The sequence below is a fragment of the uncultured Shewanella sp. genome (assembly GCF_947491715.1).
Classification (GTDB): Bacteria; Pseudomonadota; Gammaproteobacteria; order Enterobacterales; family Shewanellaceae; genus Shewanella.
In genome coordinates, this window is sequence record NZ_CANLKR010000008.1 from 70,436 (window position 1) to 87,489 (window position 17,054).

Below are 17,054 nucleotides of genomic sequence, written 5' to 3' on the forward strand. Positions count from 1 at the left end.
ACTTTAGTAAGTATCGATTAAACGCCAATGAAATCACATACTCAGTCTTTACTCGCAGATGCAATCACTTCCCTTAAGCAACAGGGGATCATCCCCGAAGATTTTGAAGCCCGCATTCAAGTGGACCGAACCAAAGATAAGAGCCATGGTGATTTTGCAACTAACTTGGCAATGATGCTCACCAAAGTCGCTAAAAAGAACCCGCGAGATATCGCCCAGCTCATCATCGACAATTTACCGCCATCAAGCCATGTCGCTAAAGTTGAAATAGCAGGCCCTGGTTTCATCAACTTTTTCATTGATGAAAATGCATTAGCCAATCAATTGATGTTTGCACTGAACGATCCCCTTCATGGGATCACTAAACCAGAATCACAGAGAGTCGTTGTCGATTATTCATCACCTAACCTTGCAAAAGAGATGCATGTCGGTCATTTACGTTCCACCATTATCGGTGACAGTGTGGTTCGCGCCCTTGAGTTTTTAGGTCACACGGTTATTCGACAAAATCATGTTGGAGATTGGGGAACACAATTTGGTATGTTGCTCGCCTATATGGAAGAGCTACGAGCCAACCAAGGTGAGCAAGCGCAAATGGCGCTAGCGGATCTTGAACATTTTTATCGTGCCGCTAAATTACGCTTTGATGAATCAGACACTTTTGCAACCCGTGCTCGTCAATTAGTGGTTGAGCTGCAATCTGGCGACGAATATTGTAATAAACTATGGCGTGAATTTAATGATATCTCATTAAGCCATTGTCATGATGTTTATCAACGTTTAGGCGTGAGTCTCACTCGCGAAGATGTGCAAGGTGAGAGTACTTATAATGCTGACTTAGCCAATGTCGTTGCCGAGCTAAATGAGCAAGGGCTGCTTTCTGAAAGTAATGGCGCTAAAGTTGTCTTTCAAAAAGAATTTAAAACTAAAGACGGCGATCCACTGCCCGTTATTATTCAAAAAGCCGATGGTGGCTATCTTTATGCCACGAGCGATTTAGCCGCAATGCGCTATCGCAGTCATACATTAAAGGCCGATCGCACCCTTTACTTTGTTGACTTACGTCAGGGACTCCATTTCCAACAAGTTTTCAAACTGGCTCGTGATGCTCACTTTGTCCGCCCAGATATGAGTTTAGAGCATATGGGATTTGGCACCATGAATGGCGAAGATGGCCGTCCTTTTAAAACCCGATCGGGTGGTGTTGTCAAACTTGTCGACTTATTGGATGAAGCCAATACGAGAGCATTAGAATTGGTACGCAGTAAAAATCCTGATATGGATGAAGCAGAGCTGATTAATATTGCCAACACAGTGGGGATTGCTTCTGTCAAATATGCGGATCTGTCTAAAAACCGCACCAGCGACTATATTTTTAGCTTTGAACAAATGCTCAGCTTTGAGGGCAATACAGCACCTTACTTACTTTATGCTTATACGCGTATTGCGGGCATTTTCAAACGTGCAGACGGCATTGACTTAAGCCAAGCCAACATAGTACTTGACCATGAAAGAGAGAAAACCTTAGGCAATAAATTAGCCCAATTTGGCGAGGTCATCACTCGCATGGTTGAGAAAGGTCAGCCCCATGCTCTGTGCCTATATTTATTTGAATTAGCTGGCGCTTTTTCAAGCTTTTATGAAGCTTGTCCAGTACTGGCTGCTGATAATGAGCAAGAAAAACTCAGTCGATTGCTGCTCGCGCAGCTGACGGCTAAAACATTAAAGCAAGGCTTAGATTTGCTTGGTATTAACACTTTAGAACGCATGTAATTTTATTATGACCAGTCGTGATTACGCTAACCGTAACCCTAAGAAGAGTAAAAAAGGGAAAAAAAATCGTGGGAATGGACAAGTCTCACGGCGCTTTCCATTGTTAATTTTATTAATTACTATCATTGGATTAAGTGCATTTGGGTATTTACTATGGAGTATAAGCGGCAGTTCAACAGCGCCTAAAAAAGCTGACAACACTGTGACAGAAACTCCCGTTAAAACTGTTGTTGCTAAACCCGATCCCAAAGCACTTCCCCCAGCACCTCAAGAAGAATGGACTTACCTTGAAGAGCTCGAAAATAAAAAGGTTGAAGTGGATGTCAGTGGCAAAAGGCCTGTAAAACCTAAACGCCCTTATCAAATTCAATGTGCTTCTTTTAGAAAAGAATCTCAAGCAGAATCGATGAAAGCCACTATTGCTTTTCAAGGCTTAGAAGCCATTATTAGAAAAGTTCAAGGTACGAGCGGCATCTGGTATAAGGTCGTTTTAGGCCCTTATGAAAGTAAGCGCTTAGCCGAGAAACAGCGCCATATACTGCAAAGAGGTGGACTCAACGGTTGTCAAATCTGGCTATGGGAAGGCAATTAAAGGCTGTTTAAATGAAAAAACCCGCTTATTTGCGGGTTTTTTCACCGTTTTTTAAATACAAATTCGAACTGTTTATCCAATCACTCGCCTTGTCTTCTCCCATTAAGGCTTCTAGTGTCGGACGCAAATATCTAGTTAACTCTGTCTTACGCCAATAAAGGTAATGCGGTAACGATGTTGAAGTTTTGACTGCAAAGGTCTGTTGTAATAAACCTGAAAGTTCAAATAAATCATTTTTCGAAGGCAATGCCCTCAAATCAAGGTAAGCCTGTAAAAAATCTTTGAAATGGATAAATGATCTCAAAGACTGCAGATCAAACTCCTTCAGTACTGTCCATAACACAGGCACTGTCCAATGAGACAATGAAGCCATATGAGACATCACATCAATATTTCGTCTATGGTATTGTTGCCAAGCTAGGGTAAAATTGGGCTTGTGATGAGCCACTTTCCAAATAACAAAGCAGTCTGCTATCCATTCGTGCTCAAAGGGAGTCAAAGGTCGCTCAAAAACACTATTGGCTAAGTCTTGTGCTTCTAAATGACCCATTTCATGCCAAAGACTCAACTCTTCTTGCTCATAAAGCGTAAATTCAAATATCTCTGTATTCAAATGCAAGACTTGTGTGTATAACTGATGTTCTGGTGCTGTCAATACAAGTCCAGCTACACGCTCATCCTTCAAGGGAAGCACCATGACTGAACGTCCAGACATGTCATGCACTAATTGTTCATGTATACCAGATAATTGCGCACGAGTATCGAGCGACAACTGTTGCAGGCAATCATCAAAATACTGAATCGGACAAACCAAGGCTTGTTTTGAAGTAAGTTCAACCCAAAACAAGCCAGAGATTAACGATAGCGCACTTAAACTCAACGATTATCCATAATGTTTTCGATAATGGCCGTGGTTGAAATACCTTCTTCAAAACCTAATACTTCAACTTTTCCACCTGCTGCAATTACCGCTTCACCGCCTGCTATTTCATCGACTTTATAATCGCCCCCTTTTACTAATAAATCAGGTAACAATTGGCTGATGATACGCTCAGGTGTATCTTCACTAAAAGGGACTACCCAATCAACAGAAGCAAGCTCAGCGAGCACGGTCATTCTTCGATCTTCAGGGTTTACTGGACGCCCCTCACCTTTAAGACGCCTCACAGAATCGTCACTGTTCACTGCAACAATAAGACGATCGCCTAATGATCTGGCCTGCTTCAAATAGCTCACATGACCTGCATGCAAAATATCAAAACAGCCATTTGTCATCACAATTTTTTCACCTCTGGCCTGAGCTTGCTCCATCGCCACCATGAGCTGATCTTCACTCACACTACCAAACCCCATTTCGCCATGGCTTGATGAAAGCGCTTCAATAAGCTCTAACCGGGTCACGGTTGACGTACCAAGCTTACCCACCACAATGCCCGCAGCCATATTGGCAATAGCACAAGCTTGCTCAAGTTCACTGCCTGCAGCCAAAGATGTCGCTAATGCCGAAATAACCGTATCTCCAGCTCCCGTAACATCAAACACTTCTTTAGCGACTGTTGGAATATGTAACTCCCCGCCCTCACGCTTAATCAGCGTCATGCCTTTTTCTGAACGTGTCACTAAAATAGCTTGGATATTATATTGCTTTAATAATGCCTGCGCCTTTTCAACGAGCTCAATCTCAGAAGTCACTTCTCCCACCACGTCTTCGAATTCACTCATATTCGGTGTCAATAAGTAAGCGCCTTGATAACGCGAAAAGTCTTTCCCTTTAGGATCAACCAAGACTTTAACACCCACTTCATTGGCATATTGAATAAAATCTTGCGGTGATACTAAAGCCCCTTTGGCATAATCAGACAAGATGATGACATCAACATCAGGGACGAATGATTTTGCCTTTAAGAGTAAGGTATCACTTTCAAATTGAGAATAAGCTTCTTCAAAATCTAATCGTAACAACTGTTGATTTCGAGACATGACCCTTAGCTTAGTAATAGTGGGCTTTGAATCAACACAATGCCATACTGGTTCAACACCGGATGTTTGGATACTTTGGGTCAGTGCTTTAGCCGTCTCATCTTCACCCACTATACCAGCCAATTGAGCCCTCCCTCCCATTGCCGCAATGTTAATAGCGACATTCGCGGCGCCGCCGGGTCTGTCTTCATGTTGATCGATTTTAACGACAGGTACAGGAGCCTCCGGAGAGATCCGCCCAGTAGGGCCAGCCCAATACCTATCTAACATGACATCACCAACAACCAGAACGTTTGCGTTTTCAAATGCGGGGAGAGTAATCTTCATGGCGCCTATTCATTTTAAAAAAATTAATACGATTGTACCTAATTTTGCATTCATTTGAGTTAGAATAATACGTAATTTTTCTAAAGTTTGGGTTATCAGTGGTCGAGAAAGCAGAATTTTCATTAAATCTATGTCACCCCAAGTATTGGTTAATCTGGCTAGGTGTTGGCATTATGAGACTAACTCAATGTTTACCTTTACCTATTCAGTTAAAATCGGGTGCCCTATTGGGACGATTAGCCATGAAACTCATTGGGAGTCGTGTATCAACAGCCAAGCGTAATATTGAGCTTTGTTTTCCTGATATGACAAAAAAAGAACAAAAAATACTACTACAACGTAACTTTGAAGAAACAGGTAAAGCGATTTTTGATACGATCAATGCATGGTGGTGGACTGATAAAAAAATCCAACAACATATGCAAATCAAAGGAAAGGAGCATATAGAAGAAACATTAAACAATGGACAAGGCGTCATTTTATTCGCTGTCCACTGTTTACCATTGGAAATGGGCGCTCGGATCTTTGGTCAATTTCAACCCGGAGTTGGCGTCTATCGCCCACATAATAATGCTGTCATCGAGTATTTACAGGTAAGAGGAAGACTCAGATCAAATAAAGCATTAGTCCCTAAACGCGATCTCAGACAAATGGTACGCTGTTTAAGGCATCCAGATGTGATTTGGTATACCTCAGATCAAGATTTTGGTCGCTCCAGTGCAACCTTTATCCCTTTTTTTGATGTACCGGAAGCGGCAACGATCACAGGTGCCACCAGCCTAGCACGATTAGGTAAAGCTGTAGTGATCCCGTTCTTCGTTGAGCGCGATGATGATGATAAAGGTTATACCTTGGAAATATTGCCTCCATTAGCCGATTTCCCAGGTGAGAATGAAATTGAAGATGCTAAACGAACCAACAAAATTGTTGAAACCTTAATTAGCCGAAATAAAGCCCAGTATATGTGGCTCCATCGACGTTTTAAAACACGACCTAACCCCAATGATCCTTCATTATATTCCTGATACCAATATATTATTGATAGTATAATAAAAAAGGCCCCTGAATTTCGGGCCTTTTTTAGGACTAGACAACAACACAGACAACAGCAATACCATAAAGCAATTATTCTGAAGCGGGTAACCTTATCCCCACTTTATATGGTGAACCGTCTTTAATTTCTGAAATCACCCAATACAATGACTGCCATTCAAATTGATCTCCTACAACAGGCTTCTCACCTAGCTTCATATTAATCAATTCACAAATGCTTAAATGTTCATATTCAGTGCTTAATTTAATGCCATACATAGGCGCAAAATCACTTAATAGCACATTTGCATCAATGAAGAAATCACCAAAAAACCGAGGTAATTCTTTATCAACTGGTGGCTCACTAAATAAGGTGCCTAACGCATCTAAATCATGTTCATGTGCTAACACACATAGCACATCCCCTGCTTTTAACTGAGTGCTTCCAGAAGGGTGAAGCATCACACGATCACGAAACAAGGCTGCAATTCTGGTTCCTTCTGGCATATCAAGCCTTCTTAATGGCTCGCCAATACACCACTTGTGTTCACTTAAGTGATATACAAACAGCTCCCAATCACTTTTGTGATACACCTCTAAACCAGAACGCGAAGCTGGCGTTGGCTTTAAAGGAAGTTCCACTTTTGCTAATTTCGCCGCTTTCGCTAAGGTTGTTCCTTGTACAAGCAAGGATACCAACACAACAAAAAAGGCAACATTAAAATAAAGTTGTGCGCCCGGCAGCCCTGCCATCATAGGAAATACTGCCAAAATAATAGGGACAGCTCCTCGCAAGCCTACCCATGAAATAAACCAACGATCACGGGTCTTAAAACTTTTAAAAGGCGATAAACTGAACCAAACGGCAACAGGTCTTGCAAAAAAAATCATTCCAAAAGCCAAGCCCAAAGCAGGTAAAGCTAAATCAACTAAATCTGAAGGCGTTAATAATAATCCCAATACCAAGAACATACCTATTTGGCTCATCCATGTCATACCATCAAGAATATTTAAAATAGTATGCTTCCCCCTTGTGGCGTTATTTCCTAAAAATAATCCCACTAAGTAAATAGAAAGAATACCACTGCCTCCTAACTTACTTGAAATGGCATAAATCATTAAACCACCACTGAGTACCAAAATAGCATACAGTCCATCAGCGAGATGACTTCGATTAACGAGTTGCCATAATACCCAGCCACCACCTATGCCTAAAATACCCCCAATTCCAAACTGTTTAACAAAGCTTGTTAGCATGAAACTAAAAGACATGTCGTTATTAGTATTGGCAATGACAGCAATTAAAGTCACAGTCAAAAAAACAGCCATAGGATCATTACTACCTGACTCTATTTCTAACGTTGCGCCAACACGTTCGTTAATACTTTTCCCTTTGAGTAAAGAGAACACCACAGCCGCATCAGTTGATCCCACTATCGCGCCAACCAACATGCCTTGCAGCAAGGTTAAATTAAATAACCAAGACGCTAATGCTCCCGTAATGATCGTCGTTAAAGCGACACCAAAGGTCGCAAGCGATAAAGCAGGCCAAAGTGCCACTCTGAAACTACTCACTCTAGTGCGCATACCACCATCAAGTAGAATAATTGCCAACGCAAGGTTACTCACTAAATAAGCAACAGAATAATTATCGAAAACAATTCCACCAGGGCCATCTTCACCCGCTAAAATACCGACACAAAGAAAAACCAATAAAATAGGGAGGCCGACACGCGAAGACACTGAACTTAAAAGCACACTCACAGCCGTTAGCAATGCGCCAATCAAAAAAAAGTTATTAATAGTTTCAGCGTTCAAACAACCTCCTTAAATATTTCCGTAATATTGAATATTCCACTATTCCTAAGCACTCATTTCCAGCGCCCAATACAATCTTAATTTACAATAAAAACATACAATCAAATAACATAACAAAAAACAAACAATATATAGAAAATCATAAAAATAGATTATACAACCTAAATATCAATAGCTTATAATTAAAATTAATTTATTGACGATTCATTTGTAATGTTTATAAATATTAACTTATCATAACTAAAGCAATAAAAAAGCACAAAGCAAACAAATAAATGACCAATTGAATTAAAGTGGTTTAATTTCAATAAATTAATCAAGAATAAATAAATTAGATAGCTATTTAAAATTGATAAAAACGTTAATAATTCCCTTTTTATCGGATCAATATCAACTTCTAACGATAAAGTTTCCCGTAAATGCTAAATAATCTCACTTTCTTCATCACGTATCATCTCATTCATCGAAGCAACATACAGTGTCAACATCGAGATCCATTGATAAAAAACCTATTATCCACAAATCATTATCCCAAAGTATATACCCAAACCATCCTAAATTGCAGGCCTCAATGAGGCCAGACACAGTCATACAGCAATAAGGAGCTAGCAATTGAAAAACAAAAATGTTGCTCTGCAGTTCATTTTTCCCTCCTTGAGGTTATACTTAACCCTAAAGGTGCTGTTGAACTCGCCAGCAGTTAAATTCAATCAGTATTAGTCTAATTCTTGATGAAACATTCATTTTTCCACAATAAAAACCTACACGAGCCCATTCCAGCAATCAGTCCGTTAAATGCCTATCAAGGCTTAATTGATCGCCATGTTTTGAATGAAGATCCCACTCAAATGGAAGCGGTAGTCACACTAGAGAGGCTTTACCAAGCAATAACTAATAAGCAGCCCCCTTCCTTAAATAATCCTCCAAAAGGGCTGTATCTCTGGGGGGATGTGGGTCGAGGAAAAACCTTTCTTATGGATATGTTTTACAACAGCCTTACTCAAACACCTAAAATGCGATTACACTTTCATCGCTTTATGGCACGAATACATAAAGAACTGGCACAAGAATCTGGGCAACGTGATCCTTTAAAAAGCATCGCTAGACGTATCGCAAAAGAGGCCCATGTATTATGTCTTGATGAACTGTTCGTATCCGATATTGGCGATGCCATGATACTTGCAGGCCTATTTGACGCTTTATTTCATCAAGGCATCGTATTAGTCGCGACATCCAACATTCAAATTCAAAATTTATATCGAAATGGCCTCCAAAGACAACGGTTTGTACCCACCATTGATTTACTGCTAAGCCATACTAAGCAAGTTCATCTTAATGGCAACCAAGATCATCGATTACGCTCCTTACAATTTCAGCAAACCTATTTTCTCCCCCATGAAATTGACTTTAATACTTTATTCAACACACTGAATCAAAACCATTTACAAAAAGAACCTCAACAAACATTATTTATTTCCCAAGGCTTACTGATCCATGGCCGAATAATCGACACGATAAAATATTCCGCATCTTGTTTATGGCTTAGCTTTGATGCTTTATGCGAAGGCCCAAGATCTCAACTCGATTATATTGAAATAGCCAGTCAGTTCACTCATGTTTTACTGAGTAACATTCCTGTTCTAGGCGGTCAGCCGCGCAGTTGGATCCGCGCAAGAGGCACAGAAGATGGACACATACATATTCCTACAGGTGAAAGGCAATTATCCTATGCTGTTAATGATGATCCCGCTAGGCGCTTTATTAGCCTCGTCGATGAACTCTATGATCAAGGAGTTCACCTCTATTTAAGTGCTGCAGTCCCATTAGAGGAATTGTACACTGAAGGTGCACTCAGCTTTGAGTTCAAACGCACATTAAGCCGACTTCAAGAAATGCAATCTGAAGAATACCTGAACACTCAAACTGCAAAATAGTCAATGTCGTTGTCAAAATACTGCAAATTAGGAAATAAATCCTCCAATTGCCCCTCTCCTACACCATACCATCGAGCCAAGGAAGCAAACATTTGCTCACTAGACGTGCTCGGGATCATTCTTCCCCCATTTAATACATGTTCATGAGTCAATGTTGATGGAGGTAATATGCCATATAAATTTCCTTGAACATTTCCTCCTAGGATAAATTGATGTCCGGCCCAACCATGATCAGTACCATCACCATTAGGCATTAATGTACGACCAAAATCAGACATAGTAAAACTCACTACCTCATTTTCAGCCCCTATGGCTAAGTGTGTCTGGTAAAAATAAAATAAAGCATCATTCAATAATGTGAGTAGTTTAGGATGATTAGCGATTTGGTTATTATGCGTATCCCAGCCACCTAAGCCCACAAAAAACACTTGCCTAGACAGTCCTTGCTGCTTCCCTAATCGAATCAAATCAGTCACTCGCGCTAATTGCGCTGCTAAAGCATTGTTACTTGGAATATCAATCTCAAGAGGGGCAAGAAGAGATAAATCTCCTGTTAAAATTTGCGCATTATCTTCTGCACTTTTTACCACATGATTATAAGATTGCGCCAGAGGATGTGAAAAAACCGTCCCATAAATATGCTGTTCTAACAGTGGCTTTCTAATAGATGCATACGCATGATGCTTATAAATTCTGAGTGAATCGACAGTATCTGCATTGACATGATATGCCGATGTATTCATACCTGACTGCCAAATATTATGCCCTGTTAGACTGACATTTTCGATAAAGGGTGCATTCAAATTGGATTGCAGTAAGTCTATTGCTCGTCCTGCCCAGCCAGTACTCCCCGTATTGTTTTGATTAAGTTCGGCTCCTCTTTGCCAAGTCAATTGCTGACTATTGTGCGCATATAAGTCTGCAGGTAGTAACGCTATTTTATTAATGATATCTGTTTTATTTGTCGGCCTTATTAACGTTCCTACATTAGCTTGAATAGCAAGGTTACCTTGTTCGAAAAGTGTTTTCACCCCCATCAATTCAGGCACTAACCCAATGCCTCCATCGACAACTTGTGATTCTGGAAAAATGGCAAGAGCCTGTTCACGGGCTAAATTTTGCCGCGTCATTTGATAATCAATCAAGGCCTGTCCTTCCAAAGGAATTAACATGTTATACGAATCATTACCGCCAAACAGAAACACGCACACCAATGCTTTGTAATCAGAAGCCGAACTTGATTGGGCAACAGCGGCATTGAGTAATGACATTTGCATTGAACTCAATGCCGCCACTCCCATCCCCCCGTAGAGGATCTGTTTTAAAAATGCACGACGCTCATTGACTGAGATACTCATAACAACACCTCATTATCTTTGCACCACAAACTCGGGCGATAACATGATCACCAATATAAGGTTTGCCATTGTAATATAAGGGTTATACGCATCACGACTTTCATCATAAGTACGAATATCGCTTATCAACTCCTTCAATATTATTTTAAAATCCGCACTCATATCACCTGCAATAAAAAGTAAATTTAATCGCTCAATGACTAAGTCATCACCATTTTCAGACTCATACAATTCAACCAGTGGGGTAAATTGGTTATAAAGCCAGAAATATCTCGCCTCTTCTGCTGATGTCCGTTCAGCAATACCATATCGAATAGGCGAAAATAAATAATTATAAAATTCGACTAATTGGGATTCATGGCTAATTTGCAATTCAGGTGACACTAAATCTAATGAGGCTAACATTGGCGTAGTAAAATCTGGCGAATAGAAGTTAAACACTGAAGGCGCATTTAACGGCTCTTGGCCTGTTTTGGAACCAATATTATAAATTCTAAAATTATCATGTAATGCTATCGCCTGTAATGCTCGCCACATTTGCGTCATCCGCAACAAAGGCTCTTTAATTTTGCCAAACCTATCTGGAAATAACTCATGACCATTACGTGCTTCATTATCGAGTAATATGGCTTTCGCCACTGCCGCTAAATCCCCTTTTATACCTTGGCCATTGTCATTAAACACATGAGCCACCCGAGCAATATACTCTGGACTCGGATTCGAAGTCGTTAATCGCTTTATTAATTGCTCACTGATAAAAGGCCCCACGTTTGGATGAGCCATCAGATTATCTAATGCCCCTTGTAAATCCACTTCAGCGGCTTGCATTGCGGGCAAGATCTGCCCTAATAAAAGCACCTTTTCTGTCTGATCGTGATAATCATTCCATGCTCGCATGGGCGTGACATAATCATTGCTAGAATTACAAAACCTATCATTTGTCGGCTCAGCGAAACACCATCCAGTAAAAACCTTTGCAAAGCTTTCAACTTGATTTTGAGTATACGCAGGAATAAGCATACCTAATTCATCTCGCTTTTTACTGCCATCGATATTCAGTTCATGTAATCCAATAGAAAATAATTGTAATAGCTCTCGAGCATAATTCTCATCAGGATGGGTCGTTGCCGTCGCCTTTGCATTGCCTAAATGAGTGAGATATTTCCCCATGACAGGACTCAAGCTCACGGCATACAATAGCGCTTTGTAATTGCCAAATGCATGCTGTACTAATAAGTCATAATAATGAATTAATCCCTCTTGACGTTCATAGAGCTTTGCTGCATTTTGAGACACCACTAATATTTGGCTCAACGCAAAAGCCATTCTCTGTCTTAATTGATCATCACTGCCAATGGCCGTTTTCCACCAAGCACTTAATCGAATTGCACTACTGTGAGTGTAATCTTGGGTAATGAGCGGCGCATGAAAGGAAGCGGGTAAGTTAATTTGATGATCGATCCAAGCTTCAATGCCCAATGCTTTTACATCGGTTATAGCCTCAATCGTTGGACCAAATGTGGCTTGTTGTAATAGTCGAGCAGCGGCATCATCAGAAACTGTATTTGAACTAACAAATGAATCGACAGAAACCAGAGGGTGAGAAATAAAATTGCTATTACCGCTGTTTGTTGCGAATGCATTAAACACATAACAAAATCCGAGGAGTAGAAAAAAGCTCGTTATTTTCTTGCGTAATACAATGTGAAATACAGCACACATAATCACAAGTCCTTTTGTCGTAATTGCCGTAAGCTTAGACTTTTACTTTTTGTATCCTTAACCACTAATTAAAGCAGTAAATGCACTTTTATGCCAATTGGTGACCCTCTTGAGATTCCCTTCAGTTATTATACATCAGGCTTTTTCTTCGTCGATAAACGCCTCAAGTTATTATCATAATCCTGAAAACCAATATGCTTTTGTAAATCCTCAAAACTGAGATTGGATTCAATTTTTTGGCCGAATTTAAGTTTGAATAACGTCTGTTGCATCGCTTCAACCGATGCAGTCAATAAACTCAGTGGATACGCAGCTAATTTAAATCCTATCTTTTCAAGTTCTTCTGAAGGTAAAACAGGCGTCACCCCCCCTGCAATCATATTCGCCATTTGTGGAGCCGATATTTCAGTACAAATCATTTCCATTTCTTCAACTGACTGTGGCGCCTCAATAAAAATAATATCAGCCCCTAATTGTTGAAACGCTTGTCCTCGAGCAATCGCCTCATCGAGCCCTAATGTCGCTCGAGCATCTGTTCTTGCAATGATAACAATATCATGACCCATTTTTCGGGCTTGTTCACGTGCATCAACGGCTGCGGCCAAACGCTCAGTTGCCTCCAATTGGCTGACCACCTGTTTACCTTTTGTATGGCCACAACGTTTTGGGCTCTGCTGATCTTCAAGCATAATGCCTGCAAATCCTGCATGAATATATCCATGTACGGTCCGTTGTACATTCATTACATTCCCATAACCCGTATCCGCATCACCAAACACCGGAATGCCCACTGCATGACAAATATTTCGGCCCTGCTCTAGCATTTCATGGTAACTAATTAAGCCCGTATCAGGCATGGCAAGCCGTGCTGAAGACACCCCAAAGCCGCTCATGAATGTCAAAGAAAAACCCGCTTGCTCAATCAATTTGGCACTCAAAGCATCGAAGGCACACGGCATCAATATGATATTAGGCGTCAATAACTGCCGTCTTAAGTCTTCAACTAAATGCACTTGATTTAACATAATGACCTTCTTGTTTCTATTTCGACAATTAAAATCTAGATCAAATATAGTCGATACCTACAACAAATATCGACGAGATCAATAACGAGATCAATAACGACTATACTGTCTAAGGGAAAAGTTCATTAAACAGTCAAGGTAAAATGATATGCTTAAAAGGCAATGGCTAAAAATTATTTTTATTTTACTGATAATTGCTACCTTAATTTTCTTCATCACTTTTAGAATGTTCATCCTATCGGATAAAGGCATTGTCTCAGCACCAATGATAAAATATTACTCCCCTATTGATGGGAATTTGACATTACATTACGACAATCCACAGATGCCTTTTGGGCTAATATTTCCAGTGAATACTCATATCTTTTCAGTGACCAATAATCAAATAACAAAAGATCACCTACATATTCAACAGCAAATTATTGATATGGAAAAACAGCATAAACTACTGTTAGAAGAAAAAAGTAACTTAGATGCAATTGCAAGTGACACCTTAAATAACTATCAAAAACACAAAAAATATTTCATTGCTTGGTTAGAACAAAAACAATCAATTACCAAATCAATTATCAGAGACGATGAAAAAATATTATTGCTCAACAAACAGGAAATGGATCGTTTACACACCCTTAAAAAGGGCAATCATGTCAGTATCAGTCAACATGAAGATCAACAACAACAAGTTCTCGATATTGAGAAAAAAATTGCAACAAATACACAAACACTCAAACTCTTAAACCAAGAAATCACTGCTGCCAAAAATGGCGTATTTATTGGTGATGCCTATAATAATGTACCCTATTCTCAACAATATTACGATAAGATTCAGATTGATATCATTAACATTAATAATAGAGCCAGTGAATTAGTCAATAAAATATCAACCTTAAAAAGTCAATTTAACACTCGTAAAGAACAATACGATAAAGCAAATAAAGTCGATTTTTTCACTAAAAGTGAAACTTATTTGTGGCAACTGGCGACAGGCGATCACAGTTATGTCAAAAAGGGGCAGCTTATCATGGTGTTAACTTCATGTAACCCTGACTATATCTCAGTATTAGTTTCTCACTCCGTTGCTGCAAAAGCTAAAGTTGGAGATAAGGTAAGCATAGAGATAGCCGGAGAAGACAATGCCCACACAGCGAGTATTTCTGCAATACAATCTTTTATACAAAATCAAGATTATGTGGCCGCTACAACATCATCTGATAATACAGATTCTATGCTAGTCATCAAAATCATCGACGAAGAAAAAAATACTTCAAATCATAATACAAGTTCCCATTGCCAAGTAGGTAAAATGGCTAGGATTTTTAGCCTATGACTTCATTATTATCGTCATCATTTATTATTATTTTATTCTTACTTTTCATATTATCTCTCATTATATCAACATCTTTTGAGAGTTTTTACTTAGATATTACTACCTTTGTTTTTATTTTTAGCATTAATCTCACCTACTGGATGTGGAGAACAACTGAAACATTACCTGAATTAAGCCTATTATTCGCTTGGGCTTGGATATTCTATTTATTTGAAACATTAATGATTTTAAATAGTGTCTTTACAAGTTTTTTAATTTCAATGAACAACATAAAAAAAGATAAAAATTACGCTCTTAATGTAAAAGAATGCCCTCCTAGCATTGATATTTTTATCACAACATATAATGAACCAGAAAATATCCTTGAAAAAACAATTGTGTGTACCCAAAACATCCATTACTCTAACTTTAACATTTGGGTGTTAGATGATGGAAATCGCCCAAGCATACAGACTCTTTGTACAAGGTATAAAGTTAATTATATTGGACGCGAAGACAGATCACATTTTAAAGCAGGTAATTTAAATAATGCACTCAATCATTCTTCATCAAGAACCAATGCCGATTTTATACTTGTATTAGATGCTGATTTTCTTTGTCATCGAGATATTTTAACAACACTTTTAAATTGTATCGATAAAGAAAATATTGCCCTTGTTCAAGCAGCACAATATTTCTACAACAATGATCCTATGCAACACAATTTTTTGGCTAGTCAAGCCATTGTTGATGATCAGCGCATATTTTTTGAAGCGATATTACCTGGATTAGATAAACTTGATACTGCATTATGTTGTGGATGTCCCTCTCTCATACAGCGAAAAGCTTTAGCAGAAGTCGGCGGATTTCCAACAAACACAGTAACAGAAGATATTAGCTTAACATACGCCCTATTCGAAAAAAAATATATTGTTAGGTACACTAAAGAAATTGTTGCCTATGGTATGTCTCCCGAGACATTAAAAGAATATATAAAACAAAGAAGCAGATGGTGTATTGGCACTTTACAACAGTTTTTCTCAAAAAATAGTTGCTTTGCCTTTAATAAACAAAATTTATTACAGCGAATTGAATTTTTATCCTGTGTGATCCATTGGCTATCATATCCATTTCGTATTATGTGTTTAATCGCCCCTATTCTTACACTTCTCTTTTCTATCACAACATTAAAGCTCATCAATGAACAAAATTATCTCATCTATATTCCAGTTATTATCATTTCAAATGTCATGTATTTAAGTTTAAAGCATAAGGGGAAAATGCTTGTTTTATTAAGTGATGCCATCAACTTCGTTATTTCTATGCCTCTTGTATGGTCAATTATCCAGTCTTTATCCCGACGAGGTAAAACCACTTTTTCTGTCACCAATAAAGATATCAAGGTAAAAGATAGCATTGTTAACTACCATGTCGCTTTACCTAGCATATTTATTATAATCTTATATTTATTGTCAATGCTTAACAGTCATTTTTATAATTATCAACTCTCTTTTGGAGATTATACTCACTTTGCTTTAATCTGGATCTCAATCAATACGATTCTCTTGATCGTCGGCATTTTTATGACTGTCGATTTACCTCGAATCTATCACAAGTGGTCTATCATCTCCCCAGAAATAACAATCAAACTGAAAAATGGACAAAGCCAACAAGGAAAAATTGATGGTATATCGATTAATGAATGCGATTTATTTATAGAAAAAAAAACGTTAAATAAAAATGATCCCATTGAACTGGACTTATTAGAGTATGGTTATGTTCAAGGTCTTGTTGAAAACATAACCCAAGTTCCGTTGAATAAAAAAGAAACACAAGATCCCATTAAAGCCTACAAGATTACAGTTAAATTATTAGGCTCTCAACATTACCTTCTTCGCACTGTACTTGGCTATGTTTTCTCTGCAGGTCGAATATCATTGATGACACATAACGACTATCGACACTTGTTAAAACGACTTTTAAAAAGATTATCTATTTAACCTTACCAAGTATCAATTGAGTTTTATGAAATACAGCAGTCGACTCTATCACTTTCCAATCAAACTTTATCCGATTGATATAAGCAAGACAGCCTAAACCTTGCTACAATAGCCGCCACTATTGCTTGGCATTTGATCACCAACATATGAAGCGGTTTTCCCTCGCTAAGCGGCCATATTCGCGCGA

The 17,054-nt window shown here is 38.9% G+C and carries 12 protein-coding genes; 6 read left to right on the forward strand and 6 right to left on the reverse strand.

What is annotated here, in order from left to right:
• The first annotated feature begins 27 nt into the window (after positions 1 to 27).
• A complete protein-coding gene (argS, locus tag Q0779_RS08360; RefSeq protein ID WP_298771548.1) occupies positions 28 to 1,773 on the forward strand; it encodes an arginine--tRNA ligase in 1,746 nt (581 codons plus the stop codon).
• Positions 1,774 to 1,780: 7 nt separating this feature from the next.
• The gene (locus tag Q0779_RS08365; RefSeq protein WP_298771550.1) at positions 1,781 to 2,365 is read left to right on the forward strand and encodes an SPOR domain-containing protein; all 585 of its coding nucleotides are present in this window, start codon (positions 1,781 to 1,783) and stop codon (positions 2,363 to 2,365) included.
• Between the two features lie 25 nt (positions 2,366 to 2,390).
• On the opposite strand, the gene Q0779_RS08370 is transcribed toward Q0779_RS08365, so the two are convergent.
• A complete protein-coding gene (locus Q0779_RS08370) occupies positions 2,391 to 3,245 on the reverse strand; it encodes a hypothetical protein (protein ID WP_298771552.1) in 855 nt (284 codons plus the stop codon).
• Entirely contained in the window at positions 3,242 to 4,672 is a 1,431-nt protein-coding gene (gene hldE, locus Q0779_RS08375; protein WP_298771554.1) for a bifunctional D-glycero-beta-D-manno-heptose-7-phosphate kinase/D-glycero-beta-D-manno-heptose 1-phosphate adenylyltransferase HldE, read from the reverse strand. The genes Q0779_RS08370 and hldE overlap by 4 nt, the downstream gene beginning before the upstream one ends.
• A 98-nt stretch (positions 4,673 to 4,770) precedes the next feature.
• On the opposite strand from hldE, the gene Q0779_RS08380 reads away from it, so the two are divergent.
• The gene (locus Q0779_RS08380) at positions 4,771 to 5,697 is read left to right on the forward strand and encodes an LpxL/LpxP family Kdo(2)-lipid IV(A) lauroyl/palmitoleoyl acyltransferase (protein ID WP_298771556.1); all 927 of its coding nucleotides are present in this window, start codon (positions 4,771 to 4,773) and stop codon (positions 5,695 to 5,697) included.
• 100 nt (positions 5,698 to 5,797) lie between these two features.
• Here Q0779_RS08380 and Q0779_RS08385 read toward each other — a convergent pair whose 3' ends face one another.
• A complete protein-coding gene (locus tag Q0779_RS08385) occupies positions 5,798 to 7,522 on the reverse strand; it encodes a potassium/proton antiporter (protein WP_298771557.1) in 1,725 nt (574 codons plus the stop codon).
• 731 nt (positions 7,523 to 8,253) lie between these two features.
• Here Q0779_RS08385 and zapE point away from each other — a divergent pair.
• A complete protein-coding gene (gene zapE, locus Q0779_RS08390) occupies positions 8,254 to 9,456 on the forward strand; it encodes a cell division protein ZapE (RefSeq protein ID WP_298771559.1) in 1,203 nt (400 codons plus the stop codon).
• On the opposite strand, the gene Q0779_RS08395 is transcribed toward zapE, so the two are convergent.
• From Q0779_RS08395 to Q0779_RS08405, 3 genes are all read right to left on the reverse strand, one after another.
• Positions 9,441 to 10,814: a DUF1501 domain-containing protein gene (locus Q0779_RS08395; protein ID WP_298771561.1), complete on the reverse strand. Its 1,374-nt coding sequence runs from the start codon at positions 10,812 to 10,814 to the stop codon at positions 9,441 to 9,443. The genes zapE and Q0779_RS08395 overlap by 16 nt on opposite strands.
• A gap of 12 nt (positions 10,815 to 10,826) precedes the next feature.
• Positions 10,827 to 12,464 (reverse strand): DUF1800 domain-containing protein, encoded by a 1,638-nt coding sequence (locus tag Q0779_RS08400; RefSeq protein ID WP_298771563.1) that lies wholly within the window; start codon positions 12,462 to 12,464, stop codon positions 10,827 to 10,829.
• Positions 12,465 to 12,664: 200 nt separating this feature from the next.
• The gene (locus tag Q0779_RS08405; protein WP_298771565.1) at positions 12,665 to 13,561 is read right to left on the reverse strand and encodes an isocitrate lyase/PEP mutase family protein; all 897 of its coding nucleotides are present in this window, start codon (positions 13,559 to 13,561) and stop codon (positions 12,665 to 12,667) included.
• Between the two features lie 148 nt (positions 13,562 to 13,709).
• Here Q0779_RS08405 and Q0779_RS08410 point away from each other — a divergent pair, with 148 nt between their 5' ends.
• Together Q0779_RS08410 and Q0779_RS08415 are read left to right on the forward strand one after the other, a co-directional pair.
• Complete coding sequence (locus Q0779_RS08410) at positions 13,710 to 14,888, forward strand: hypothetical protein (protein WP_298771567.1); 1,179 nt, start codon at positions 13,710 to 13,712, stop codon at positions 14,886 to 14,888.
• Positions 14,885 to 16,867 carry a glycosyltransferase gene (locus tag Q0779_RS08415; protein ID WP_298771569.1) on the forward strand — a complete coding sequence of 661 codons (1,983 nt, stop codon included), beginning with the start codon at positions 14,885 to 14,887 and terminating at the stop codon, positions 16,865 to 16,867. Before Q0779_RS08410 ends, Q0779_RS08415 begins: the two co-directional genes overlap by 4 nt.
• Positions 16,868 to 17,054 lie beyond the last annotated feature (187 nt).

What these genes read in the sequence shown, in the direction of transcription:
- argS (WP_298771548.1), top strand. Translation starts at nt 28, where the DNA reads ATGAAATCACATACTCAGTCTTTACTCGCAGATGCAATCACTTCCCTT.
- Q0779_RS08365 (WP_298771550.1), top strand. Translation starts at nt 1,781, where the DNA reads ATGACCAGTCGTGATTACGCTAACCGTAACCCTAAGAAGAGTAAAAAA.
- hldE (WP_298771554.1), bottom strand. Translation starts at nt 4,672, where the DNA reads ATGAAGATTACTCTCCCCGCATTTGAAAACGCAAACGTTCTGGTTGTT.
- zapE (WP_298771559.1), top strand. Translation starts at nt 8,254, where the DNA reads ATGAAACATTCATTTTTCCACAATAAAAACCTACACGAGCCCATTCCA.
- Q0779_RS08395 (WP_298771561.1), bottom strand. Translation starts at nt 10,814, where the DNA reads ATGAGTATCTCAGTCAATGAGCGTCGTGCATTTTTAAAACAGATCCTC.
- Q0779_RS08405 (WP_298771565.1), bottom strand. Translation starts at nt 13,561, where the DNA reads ATGTTAAATCAAGTGCATTTAGTTGAAGACTTAAGACGGCAGTTATTG.
- Q0779_RS08410 (WP_298771567.1), top strand. Translation starts at nt 13,710, where the DNA reads ATGCTTAAAAGGCAATGGCTAAAAATTATTTTTATTTTACTGATAATT.
- Q0779_RS08415 (WP_298771569.1), top strand. Translation starts at nt 14,885, where the DNA reads ATGACTTCATTATTATCGTCATCATTTATTATTATTTTATTCTTACTT.